The organism is Phascolarctobacterium sp., from assembly GCF_045124115.1.
In the GTDB taxonomy this organism is placed as follows: Bacteria; Bacillota; Negativicutes; order Acidaminococcales; family Acidaminococcaceae; genus Phascolarctobacterium_A.
The window spans coordinates 1-11,926 of sequence record NZ_JBGVLF010000060.1 but is presented as its reverse complement, the minus strand read 5'-3'; the positions used below and the strand labels follow the sequence as shown (position 1 = coordinate 11,926).

General features: G+C 48.8%; 9 protein-coding genes. 1 reads left to right on the top strand and 8 read right to left on the bottom strand.

The window, feature by feature from the left end; all coding sequences use genetic code 11:
- Positions 1–46: 46 nt before the first annotated feature.
- The 8 genes from ACJMM4_RS08835 to nrdR all read right to left on the bottom strand — a co-directional run bounded on the left by ACJMM4_RS08835 (position 47) and on the right by nrdR (position 10,494).
- Complete coding sequence (locus ACJMM4_RS08835; protein WP_405381192.1) at positions 47–1,084, bottom strand: sugar-binding transcriptional regulator; 1,038 nt, start codon at positions 1,082–1,084, stop codon at positions 47–49.
- A gap of 244 nt (positions 1,085–1,328) precedes the next feature.
- On the bottom strand, positions 1,329–2,450 hold the full coding sequence (locus ACJMM4_RS08830; RefSeq protein WP_405381212.1) for a radical SAM protein: 1,122 nt from the start codon (positions 2,448–2,450) through the stop codon (positions 1,329–1,331).
- 77 nt (positions 2,451–2,527) lie between these two features.
- Positions 2,528–2,686, bottom strand: coding sequence for a rubredoxin (gene rd, locus ACJMM4_RS08825; protein ID WP_405381194.1), 159 nt, complete (start codon positions 2,684–2,686; stop codon positions 2,528–2,530).
- Positions 2,687–2,782: 96 nt separating this feature from the next.
- A complete protein-coding gene (gene uvrC, locus ACJMM4_RS08820) occupies positions 2,783–4,630 on the bottom strand; it encodes an excinuclease ABC subunit UvrC (RefSeq protein WP_405384099.1) in 1,848 nt (615 codons plus the stop codon).
- Entirely contained in the window at positions 4,627–7,476 is a 2,850-nt protein-coding gene (uvrA, locus tag ACJMM4_RS08815) for an excinuclease ABC subunit UvrA (RefSeq protein ID WP_405381198.1), read from the bottom strand. Before uvrA ends, uvrC begins: the two co-directional genes overlap by 4 nt.
- Positions 7,476–9,482 carry an excinuclease ABC subunit UvrB gene (gene uvrB, locus ACJMM4_RS08810; protein WP_405381200.1) on the bottom strand — a complete coding sequence of 669 codons (2,007 nt, stop codon included), beginning with the start codon at positions 9,480–9,482 and terminating at the stop codon, positions 7,476–7,478. The genes uvrA and uvrB overlap by 1 nt, the downstream gene beginning before the upstream one ends.
- 61 nt (positions 9,483–9,543) lie before the next feature.
- The gene (locus ACJMM4_RS08805; RefSeq protein ID WP_405381202.1) at positions 9,544–9,981 is read right to left on the bottom strand and encodes a hypothetical protein; all 438 of its coding nucleotides are present in this window, start codon (positions 9,979–9,981) and stop codon (positions 9,544–9,546) included.
- A 54-nt stretch (positions 9,982–10,035) separates the two neighbouring features.
- Positions 10,036–10,494, bottom strand: a complete 459-nt coding sequence (gene nrdR / locus ACJMM4_RS08800; RefSeq protein ID WP_405381204.1) for a transcriptional regulator NrdR — start codon at positions 10,492–10,494, stop codon at positions 10,036–10,038.
- Between the two features lie 463 nt (positions 10,495–10,957).
- Between nrdR and ACJMM4_RS08795 the strand changes: the two genes are divergently transcribed.
- On the top strand, positions 10,958–11,788 hold the full coding sequence (locus ACJMM4_RS08795; RefSeq protein ID WP_405381206.1) for a hypothetical protein: 831 nt from the start codon (positions 10,958–10,960) through the stop codon (positions 11,786–11,788).
- The last annotated feature ends 138 nt before the right edge of the window (positions 11,789–11,926 follow it).

Sequence of the window (11,926 nt, the reverse complement as noted above, 5' to 3'; positions counted from 1 at the left end):
TTAGATTAAATTAAAGGCTTCTAAAATATATGCACTGTTGTGCTAGTTAACTGTTTTCATTGGCCATGCGCAATATTTCATGAGCAGCAGCCTCGTCCGTTACCAAAATATCCTGTCTGGAAGCGCGGATAACGGATAAAATTGCGGCAGCTTTGGATTTACCGCCTGCGATACCGATAATGGTACCGATATGCTGCAGGTCCTGCAGCATCAAGCCTGCATTATTGGTCATATAGACCTGGGTACCGTCCAATGCGCAGTATTGACCGAAAGCTTCGCCTACAGCGCCTTTTTCTTCCAACTTAGCGATGATATCCGCAGGCAGTCGTCTGTGTTTAGCCATAACGCTGGCGCGGCCCACGCCATGGACCAGGATATCTGCCTTTTTGATGATATCCACTACAGCGCGGACACCTACATCCTCCTTAAGAATGCTGTTCAAAATATCCTCGCTTACAGAGTCAGGCACGTATAGCTGGCGGTAGGAAGCACCAAGCTTCTGCGCCAAAACTGTAGCGATGGTGTTAGCCTGCAGCTCCACATTGTCGCCCAAGCCACCGCGGGCAGGAACAACCACTGTATCAGGATGGTAGCCCGCTACATTTGCCGCCATAGCAGCAGTAGTAGTACCACCGCTGACTGCCACAATATGTTTCTTGTCATCGCTAAGCAGTTTGCTTAAAATGTGGGCAGCAGTACGGCCGATTTCCCTTTTGACTACTTCCTCCTGGTCGGAGTCGCCGGGAAGAATAACCACCTTGCCAATTTTCAAGGTGTCGCTGAGAGCCTTCTCCAAAAAGGAGATATCCTGCAGCTTGCGGACGTAGTCAGCAAGTTCTTTCAAGATATCGCTGCCTTCGTCGGTGACGCTCATGCCGCTGGAGGAAAAGTCCAGCAGACCGCTTTTCTTGAGAAAGTCCACCTGAGCCCGCAGCACCCTTTCGCTCAGCCCCAGCTTGGCAGCCAAGGCACGCCTACCGATGGGCGATTCATGGCTCACTTGTCGCAAAATCTGGTAACGCTGTACCAAAAGGTCCGTCAGTTCCGGCACTATTTTTTTCTGTAGGTTAATAATAGTATCCATTTTTAGCCTCGACGTTTTTTGTCCCTCATGGAACTTTTAGCGTCCCACGAATTTAATACAAAGAGGAGAAAAATCTCCTTAGGGATAGTATAGCATACAACATTAGATAAATAAAGTGTATACGGATTAATTTACGAAAAATTTTCCCAATGCAGTAAGCACGCGTTAACCTCCTTGCGCATTAAACGCAAAAACTCCCAAGCCTAGACTTGGGAGTTCGTTTGCATTGCCGTTTTTCCACTACTTAGTACAGTTCACCGGGACGATAGCCTTCAGGCAGTTCTTCTTCCTCAAGGAACTGGAAGCTTTCATCCTTCAGAATGGGCAGGAACGCTTCAAAGGGCGGTCTGGTGAATTCGGAGCAGTAATCGCTGGCACCAAACCATGCACCCTCCTTGGACTTCAAGTTCAAGCCACGGGCAAATTTGGTTCTGTTAGCGCAATCATGCACTGCCACGTTCCAACCCTCTTCGTCCGCCATCTTCATCAGCTTGAAGGTCAGCTCCCTGCTCCAAATGGGAGAAATATAGCCATGTCTGTAGATATACATATTCTCCCCAAAGTAGTTCCAAATATTGTTGTTATTCAAGTGCAGCTCTGCACAGTTCATAAAGTCCACGCCGGTCGCTAAGATTCTTTCCTTCTTCTCCATAAAGGCTGCAAAATATTCAGGAGTCATGGGAGTTTCGATACCTACATATTTAATGTACTTCTTAGCAATGGCGATAGCTTCGATTACCTTGTCGGAAGCATTAGTAGCGCCCAGATTAAAACGCAGCTCGTCCAAGCCTGCTTCGCCCAAAGCCTTCAAATTTTCCTCTGTAGCCAAGGTGCCGTTGGTATACATATGCTGATGGATCCCTGCTTCATGGAATTTTTTGATGATACCGTAGTATTTTTCAATTTCCATAAAGGGCTCCAAATATACGTAGGAAATGCCCGTGGGCTTATCCTGTACAGAAAGCAAAAGGTCCAAATCACGCTCATAGAATTTAGTACCGCCAATTTCCCACATACCTTCACCTACGGGCATGCAGGCATCCAGCTCGCCATAGTTATAGCAGAATTTGCATTTGATATTGCATTTATTGGTTTTGCGGATAGCGGTCAGGCCAGTACCAGTTAAGCAGGAACGGCAGCCCCTGGAGAATTTTTCTTCCGGACCAACAAAATAAGTTCTGCCGTCCAATGTCTTTAAGCCTTTGATTTCCGCCAGCAGTTTGGCGTTTCTGGCATCCACTGCATCTTCAATTTGGGCAAAGGTGGCATAGACCAGTTCCACCTGCTTGGGCATCAGCTCTTCCTCTTCGGGCAGCTGTGCGAAAAAGGAAAACCACATTAATGCGTCCTTCTTAGATATTTTCATCATCCAACCTCCATGTATGGTCACTAAAAAGGCTGGGATTCGCTTGCTCGCATCCCAGCCTTTAATAATCTCATTACTTATTGCTCAGAAAATTCATCCTTGCCAACACCGCACAGGGGGCAAACCCAATCTTCCGGTACATCTTCCCAAGCAGTGCCTGCTGCAATACCGTTATCTGGATCGCCAACCTCCGGGTCATACACGTAACCGCAAACATTGCAAACCCATTTAGCCATAGTGATTTCTCCTTTCTAAAAAAATAATTTTTCTTTATTGTACCTTCATTATACCATATTCTCTAGAAAAAACTATAACATTATTGTGAAATCACATCATTTTAACGCTTCTTTTTTCTCCGGCAAATCCAAACGGAAGAAATCGTACAGCGTTTGCGCCGCCGCGTGGTTCATCCCTTCCACCGCTGCCAACTGCTCCACATCCGCCGCCTTCATGGCTTCCAAAGTTTTGAACGCCTTCCACAGCTCCTGCCGCCGCTTGGGCCCAATGCCTTCCACATGGTCCAGCACCGACACCAAATTGCGCTTGCCCCGCAGCTTGCGGTGATAGGTAATAGCAAAACGGTGCGCTTCATCGCGAATCCGCTGAATCAAATGCAGCGCCGCACTGTCCCTGTCCAGCAGAATACTTGTGCTTTGGTGGGGCAGAAAAATTTCTTCCTCCCGCTTTGCCAAACCCACCACAGGCAGATCAGCCAAGCCCAAACCGCGGATAACCTCCAAAGCAGAGCTTAACTGTCCCTTGCCACCGTCAATAACCACTAAACTGGGCAGATCCTCGTAATCCTTGTAGCGACGGTAGACAACCTCCTGCATGGACTTAAAATCATCAGGCTTGCCTTCCGCCGACACAATCTTATACTTGCGGTAATCCTTCTTGCTGATGCTGCCATTGCGGAACACCACCATGGATGCCACCGTCTCGCTGCCTTGGGTGTGGCTGATATCAAAACAGTCCATACGCTCCAAGGAATGAGGCAGCCCCAAAGCCTGCTGCAGTTCTTCCGCAGCTTGGGCATCATTTTTCAAGGACAAACTGCCCTTCCGTAGCCTTTCTTCCAATAGCTTCACCGCATTGTCATTGGCAAGCTGCAAGAGATCCTTCTTCACCCCCCGCTGGGGCTGCAGCAGTTCCACCTTCCGCTCCGCCTTTTCCGTCAGCCATGCCGTAATTAGCTGCTGTTCCTCTGCTTCCGGCAGCATGGGCAGTACAATCTCCTTGGGAATAAAGGTCGCCTCATTATAATATTGCTTGAGAAAAGCGCTCAGCACTTCACGCTCCCCATCACCATCATCTTGGAGGAAGAAGTTGTCCCTGCCCAACAGCTTGCCCTTGCGCACGAAGAAAATCTGCAGGCAGATTCCCGTCATATCCTGACCATAACCAATAATATCCATATCGCCGCCATTATTGGTCACTGCCTTTTGGGATTCGTTCAAACGCGTTACCGCCTGCAGCTGATCCCGCAAGCGCGCCGCCTCCTCAAAAGCGTACTCCTCCGCCGCAGCCTGCATCCGTTGGCGCAAATCCCGCTCCAGCTCCGTAGTGCGCCCATCCAGAACCATGCACACGCTTTTAATCATCTCATGGTATTCCGCCTTGGACACATAGCCTGCGCATGGTGCCAAACAACGCTTAATGTGGTAGTTGAGGCAAGGGCGGTCAGGGTTCATCTTGCGGCAGGTGCGCAGAGGGAACATGCCGCGCAGCAGCTTCACCGTAGCGTGCATAGCCGTAGCATCAGCATAAGGACCGTAATACTTGGCGCCATCCTTCAACAAACGGCGGGTAGCATACAGCCTCGGTAAATCTTCCTGCACCGTCACCTTTAAATAAGGATATGTCTTATCATCTTTCAGACTGATGTTGTAGCGGGGACGGTACTTCTTGATCAGATTGCACTCTAAAATCAACGCCTCCACTTCGCTGGAGGTGACGATGGTTTCAATCTCCGCAATCTTCGCCACCATAGCGCGTACCTTGGGCGTGTGGGACGCCAAATTACGGAAGTAGCTGCGCACCCTGTTTTTCAACACCACAGCCTTGCCCACGTAAATAACTTTGCCTTCATCATCGTGCATCAAATACACGCCCGGTTTTTCCGGCAGCACTGCCAAAGCATTACGAATAGCATCGCTAAAGCCTTCTGCTAACTCCGTCATTGGTACCACCCATTCTTCTTCGCCTTCGCCAGTTCCTGCTTAATATATTGACCGGTGTAGGACTTCTTCACCTTGGCAACCTCCTCCGGCGTACCGCAGGCAACCAGCGTGCCGCCCTTGTCGCCGCCTTCGGGGCCAAGGTCGATAATATAGTCCGCCACCTTGATTACATCCAGATTATGCTCGATAACGATAACACTATCGCCACCTTCTACCAAACGCTGCAGCACATCCAGCAGCTTATGCACATCGGCAATATGCAGACCCGTAGTAGGCTCGTCCAAAATATAAATAGTACGCCCTGTACTGCGGCGGGACAGCTCCGTCGCCAGCTTCACCCTTTGGGCTTCGCCGCCGCTTAAAGTGGTAGCAGCCTGTCCCAAATGGATGTAGCCCAAGCCCACGTCCTCCAAAACCTCCAGCTTTTTGAAAATGCGGGGCATATTCTTGAAAAACTCGCAGGCTTCCGACACGGTCATATCAAGAACTTGAGCAATATTCTTGCCCTTGTAATGTACCTCCAAGGTGTCGCGGTTGTAGCGGTCGCCATGGCAGATTTCGCAAGGAACGTACACATCGGGCAAAAAATTCATCTCAATCTTATTCATACCGTCGCCCTTGCAGGCCTCGCAACGTCCGCCCTTCACATTAAAGCTGAAACGCCCTGCCTTGTAGCCGCGCATTTTGGCTTCGTTAGTCTGGCTGAACAGCTCCCTAATCAAATCGAAGACACCTGTATAGGTAGCAGGATTAGAGCGTGGCGTACGCCCGATAGGAGATTGGTCGATGTTAATAACCTTGTCCGCCTGCTCAATGCCTTCAATATAATCATGCTCCGCAGGCCGCAGACGGGCACCGTTAAGCTTGGCACCCAATGTATTATAAAGAATATCGTTAATCAAAGTGGACTTGCCACTGCCGCTAACGCCTGTGACCACGGTAAAAACGCCCAAAGGTATGGATACGTCGATATTCTTGAGATTATTGGCGCGTGCACCATGAATGGTCAAAAAACGGCCATCGCAGTCACGGCGTTTTTTCGGCACAGGGATAAATTTGCGCCCGCTTAGATAGGTACCGGTAACGGATTCCTGCACCTGCTTGATTTCCTCCACCGTACCTTGGGCAACTACTTGACCGCCGTGCTCCCCTGCTCCAGGACCAATATCCACAATCTGGTCTGCAGCATACATGGTTTCCTCGTCATGCTCTACTACCAGCAAAGTGTTGCCCAAATCACGCAAATGCTTCAAAGTTTCCAGCAACTTGCCATTGTCACGCTGGTGCAGACCAATACTGGGCTCGTCCAGAATATAGAGCACCCCCGTAAGTCCGCTGCCGATCTGAGTTGCCAAACGGATGCGTTGGGCTTCGCCACCGGATAAAGTCCCTGCGCTGCGGTCCAGAGTTAGGTAGTCAAGGCCTACATCGTTCAAAAATTGCAGGCGCGCTGTAATCTCCTTCAACACCTGCTTGGCAATAATTTGCTGCTTGTAATTAAGCTGCAAGTTGGCAAAGAACTGCAGACAATCGCGAACAGTCATAGCCGTCACTTGGCAGATATTCTTGCCCCCAATGAGGATGGACAACACCTCCGGTTTCAGCCTGCTGCCGTGGCACACAGGACAGGGGGTACTGGTCATAAACTCTTCGTACTCCTGCCGCATAGCATCGCTAAAGGCTTCCCGATACCTGCGTTTGAGGATATTCAAAGCACCTTCGTACTCTTTGTCGAAAAGCTTGGTCTCCCCCTGCATATTTTCGTACCAAAAGGCAAACTTGCGCTCCCCTGCGCCATTCCACACAATGTCCTGTACTTCCGGCGTTAAATCGTTCCAAGTGCTTTCCAAGCTGTAGCCATAAGCAGCCAGCACCACTGCCAACTGCTTCATAAAATAGGAGTTGCGGTTGTTGCTGAAGGCAGCCAGACAACGGTCGCCAAAGGACTTATCGCCGTCGGGAATAATCAGCGCCTTGTCAAACTCCATATTCATGCCCAAACCCGTGCAGGCAGGGCAGGCGCCGTAGGGATTGTTAAAGGAGAATAAACGGGGTTCAATAGCAGGCAGACTGATGCCGCAGTCATTGCAGGCAAAATGCTCGCTAAAAAGGGTTATTTCCGTTGTTTCGCCCAGCACCGCCACTTCCGCAAAACCATCCGCCAGTTTCAATGCCGTTTCTACAGAGTCCGTCAAACGCTGGCGGATATTATCACGTACAGCCAAGCGGTCGATGACCACGGACAGGCTGTGCTTCTTATTTTTCTCTAAACTGATTTCTTCGTCTAGGGTGCGGACTTCGCCATCAATATACATGCGCACATAGCCTGCACGGCGCATATCGTCCAGTACCCGCTGGTGCTCGCCCTTGCGCCCCCGCACCAAGGGCGCCATAACCATAAAGCGCGTCCCCGCCGCCAGCTCCAGCACCTTGTCCACAATCTGCTGGACACTTTGCTGCTCAATGAGCTTGCCGCAGTGAGGACAGTGAGGCTCACCTGCGCGGCCGAACAACAAACGCAGGTAATCGTAAATCTCCGTTACCGTGCCTACGGTAGAACGGGGATTGCGGCTGGTAGTCTTCTGGTCAATGGAAATGGCAGGACTCAAGCCTTCAATATAGTCCACATCAGGCTTATCCATCTGCCCTAAAAATTGGCGGGCATAAGCGGAAAGGGATTCCACGTAGCGCCGCTGGCCTTCGGCATAAATAGTATCGAAGGCTAAACTGGACTTGCCACTGCCGCTAAGACCTGTAATGACAATCATCTTATTACGAGGCAGTTCCACCGTTATATCTTTTAAATTGTGTTGGCGTGCGCCTTTAACAATAATATTTTCCTGCATTATTTCTTCCTCTTAGGCACCAGCTTTTGTCCCAGCTGACCTTTAACTAGAATAAGCTGGTCACGCAGCTCTGCAGCAGCCTCGAAATCCAAAGCTTTGGCAGCCTCCTGCATCCTGCGCTCCAGCTCCCGTGCCAGTGTCTGCAGCTCTTTGGTGGTCTGCTTCTTGCCGCTCTTCTTGCCGTAGCTGGCAGTTTCGTCGCTGTCTGCCACTTTGGTCAGTTTGATCAGCTGGCGCTGTTCTTTATAAATAGTTTTGGGCACAATATGGTGCTCTTTGTTATACGCTTCCTGCTTTTCACGACGACGGTTGGTTTCGTCAATGGCGCGCTGCATACTGTCCGTAATCCTATCAGCATACATAATAACACGTCCATGAGCGTTGCGGGCAGCACGGCCGATGGTTTGGATCATGGCAGTGTCGCTGCGCAAAAAGCCCTCCTTATCCGCATCCAAAATGGCGATTAGGGAAACCTCCGGTAAATCCAAGCCTTCACGCAGCAGGTTAATGCCTACCAAAACATCAAATTTGCCGGCGCGGAGGCTGTCGATAATCTCCGCCCTTTCGATAGTGGCAATTTCCGAATGCAGATAGCGCACCCGCACCCCTGCCTGCTTGAGATACTCCGTCAGATCTTCCGCCATGCGCTTAGTCAAAGTGGTTACCAAAACGCGCTCGTTCTGCGCCGCAGTCTTATTGATTTCGCCCAACAAATCATCAATCTGCCCTTTTATGGGACGGATTTCAATCTGCGGGTCCAGCAGACCTGTAGGACGAATAATCTGCTCCACCACCTGGTCCGCCTGCTCCATTTCGTAGGCTGCAGGCGTTGCAGAAACGTAGATAGCCTGCTTGATCTGGGCTTGGAATTCATCAAAGGTCAAAGGCCTGTTGTCATAAGCGGAAGGTAGGCGAAAACCATGCTCCACCAGCATTTCCTTACGGGAACGGTCCCCTGCGTACATAGCGCGGATCTGGGGCAGCGTTACGTGGGATTCGTCGATGACCAGCAAAAAATCCTTAGGGAAGTAGTTGACCAAGGTAAAGGGCGGTTCCCCTGCCTTGCGCCCTGCCAAATGGCGGGAGTAGTTCTCAATGCCGCTGCAGTAGCCCATTTCGTTCATCATTTCCAAATCGTAATTAGTACGCTGCTCCAAGCGCTGTGCCTCCAGCATCTTGAAATTATGGTTCAGATAGTCAAGGCGTTCCGCCAGCTCCTCCCGAATGTCACCCATAGCGCGCTCCAAATTTTCGCGGCTGGTAACATAGTGGGAGGCAGGGAAGATGGCAACGTGATTGCGCTGCGCCAGCACTTCCCCTGTCAGCACATCGAACTCCAAAATTCTGTCCACTTCATCATCGAACATTTCAATGCGCACAGCCTTTTCCCCGTAAGCCGCAGGAATAACTTCAATAACATCCCCGCGCACCCTAAAGGTACCACGCTTAAAATCAATATCGTTGCGGTCGTACTGGATTTCCACCAGCTTATGCAGTATCTGCTGCCTGTCGATAATCTGCCCCAAACGCAAGGACAGCACCATATCATAGTAGTCCTGGGGCGCGCCCAAGCCGTAAATGCAGGACACGCTGGCAACGATGATTACGTCCTTGCGTTCAAACAGAGCGCTGGTAGCACTGTGGCGCAGCTTATCAATCTCGTCATTAATGGAAGCATCCTTTTCGATATAAGTATCGCTTTGAGGAATGTATGCTTCCGGTTGGTAGTAATCGTAATAGGAAACAAAATATTCCACTGCGTTCTCCGGGAAGAACGCCTTCAGTTCGCTGGCTAACTGAGCAGCCAAAGTTTTGTTGTGGGCGATAACCAGCGTGGGCTTACGCACCTTGTTAATGACTTGGGCAATGGTATAGGTTTTGCCCGTACCGGTGGCACCCAACAGCACTTGGGTACGCATGCCCTGCTCAATGCCTGCTGCTAATTTTTCTATTGCTTGAGGCTGATCCCCTGCCGGAGCAAAGGGCGCCTGTATCTTAAAATCCATGGTCTCACCTGCTTAAAATATGCAAATATTACATCTACAATATAGCACACGCTTTCGCATTTTACAACCCGCCCTGTAGCTTGGCAGCCACTGCTTCCGGCACTTGGATTAGGCCGAAACGCCACAGAAGGCTGTAACTGTAGCTAATGCCACGTATGTCGGCAATCTCCTTGGGACGGGCGAAAACAGTCCCCTGCTGTTCCATGGCCTTGCGCCAAGCCATACGCACGGAACTCCACGCCAAGGATTTACTGTTTTCCCTGCGGTCGATGAACAGCTCTTTAGTATATTCGCCTCTAAATTCGCCTCTGCGACCTCGTTTCAGACTGTAGCTAAAGGGCAAGCCCCTACTGGTAAAGAAGACTGTATTTTGAAAGGCAATAATACACTGCCACAAATTTTCCTCCGTAGGCTCCTCTCGCAGCCTCTGCAAAAGCTCCTGCTGTGCCTCCGTAGGCGCAAAGGTAGCAAACAAATCTATTTCTTGAATTGCACTCATGATTTCTCCTATAAAAAAAGCCAAGAGGAAACGCTCTCCCCTTGGCTATAATACTCAATGTTCCTTCTTCATAATTCTTTCCAGTTCCTGCATAAAGTTCTTCACATCAGCGAACTGTCTGTAGACGGAAGCGAAACGCACATAGGCAATCTGGTCCGTTTCTTCCAAATGCTGCATTACCAGCTCACCAATCTTAGCGCTTTCCACTTCGCTTTCCCCGGTCATGCGCAGCTCGCGCTCCACGCTGTCCGCAATCTCCTGTACCTTTTCGTAGGGCACGGGACGTTTTTCAAAAGCTTTCAACAGACCTGCCAACAGCTTTTTCGCATCGAACAGTTCACGACGTCCGTCCTTCTTGCTAACTACCAGAGGAGCCTCTTCATATTTTTCATAAGTAGTAAAACGGCGCCCGCATTGGGGACATTCGCGACGACGGCGAATAGAGGTACCCTCTTCCACGGAACGACTATCAACTACACGGCTATCTCGATATGAGCAAAACGGACACTTCATGGTGCTGCCTCCTCTACAAAATCACACAACATTTATTAAGCGTATTATAGCATATTTGTAGGCAATATGCTAGTTTCGGGACAGAAAAAAGTACCTCCCGCGTTCTACTGCAATCACCTAAACAATTCTATAAACTTTACAAGCACAGAAATTTTTCTAGCTTTCTTTTGTCCATTTTCTCTTTGTGCTATAATGTAAGTAGTGAACAGTTACATCTTACAGCAATTTATCTTTGTGTTCGATATGCTGTTCTAAAAATCTGAATATGTAGGAGCCAGCGCTACCAAATATTGCAGGTAGTAGCTGGGTGGTTCATTCGCAAGCATGCGATGATTAAAGCTTTGTCCCAAGCGCCGCTGTAATATTTACCTATCCCTAGCGGATGGTACTATTGCGCTGCCTACGCATAACTGTATATTGTCAATGGTATCATCCAAAATTTGAACGAAAGGATTGATGCTATTTGGCAAAGCAACACGATGAAGAAAAAATTCAGTGGCATCCTCCATTCTGCAGTGCAACAGAATTGGAATTTAGAGAGGATGCAGATATTTTGGAGTTTATTCCGGAACTGCCACTGAGCAAAAAGCCTCTAAACATTGATTTGTTCATTATCAAGAAAACTGATAATCGGGTATTGCAAAATGATATTGGTAAACTTTTCCGCAAAGACAATATCTGTGAATATAAAGGACCGGGAGACTATATCAGTATAGACGACTTTTATAAGGCTATTGCTTACGCCTGTCTCTACAAAAGTCTTGGTAAAGAGGTAGATGCACGTCCTGCATCACAAATCACTATCTCCCTAATACAAGAAAAGCACCCTAAACTGCTCTTTAAAACGCTACACTCTAACGGAGCCTCCATTAGTTCAACTTATTCCGGCATCTACTACATCACCGGAAGCTATCCCTTCCCTATGCAAATGATAGTTACCAAGGAGTTGGAAAAACTCAATCACAGTCCGCTCCGAGTTTTAACAAAAAGCGTGGATAAAGAGGATATACGGCAGCTTTTAAAAATAGCTGATCAATTGATTACTCAACGCGATAAAAATAATTTTAAATCAATTGTAAACGCTAGCAGTTCTGCTAATATTACAACTTATGATGATATCAAAAAGGAGGATGAGACTATGGCTGGAATTATAGAAATGGCTGAACGTAAAGGTGAAGCTCGCGGTGAGGCACGCGGTAAATCTTTAGGTAAAGCAGAAGCGAACCTTTCTACTGCTACCGACATGATTAAAGACGGTTTGCCTGCCAGCATGATCGTTAAATATAGCAAGTAAATTGCACCCCGTGTCAAGGACTATTTTGAAAAAAGAAAAACCTGGCGACATCTGTATTGTTATAAACACAGATGCAGCCAGGGACTTATTGGTTTTTCAGATATTCCCAATATTCATTTGGACTCATTTTTTGCAGTT

Coding starts and splice junctions, on each gene's coding strand:
- rd (WP_405381194.1), bottom strand. CDS start 2,686: ATGGCTAAATGGGTTTGCAATGTTTGCGGTTACGTGTATGACCCGGAG.
- uvrB (WP_405381200.1), bottom strand. CDS start 9,482: ATGGATTTTAAGATACAGGCGCCCTTTGCTCCGGCAGGGGATCAGCCT.
- uvrC (WP_405384099.1), bottom strand. CDS start 4,630: ATGACGGAGTTAGCAGAAGGCTTTAGCGATGCTATTCGTAATGCTTTG.
- ACJMM4_RS08805 (WP_405381202.1), bottom strand. CDS start 9,981: ATGAGTGCAATTCAAGAAATAGATTTGTTTGCTACCTTTGCGCCTACG.
- ACJMM4_RS08830 (WP_405381212.1), bottom strand. CDS start 2,450: ATGAAAATATCTAAGAAGGACGCATTAATGTGGTTTTCCTTTTTCGCA.
- uvrA (WP_405381198.1), bottom strand. CDS start 7,476: ATGCAGGAAAATATTATTGTTAAAGGCGCACGCCAACACAATTTAAAA.
- nrdR (WP_405381204.1), bottom strand. CDS start 10,494: ATGAAGTGTCCGTTTTGCTCATATCGAGATAGCCGTGTAGTTGATAGT.
- ACJMM4_RS08835 (WP_405381192.1), bottom strand. CDS start 1,084: ATGGATACTATTATTAACCTACAGAAAAAAATAGTGCCGGAACTGACG.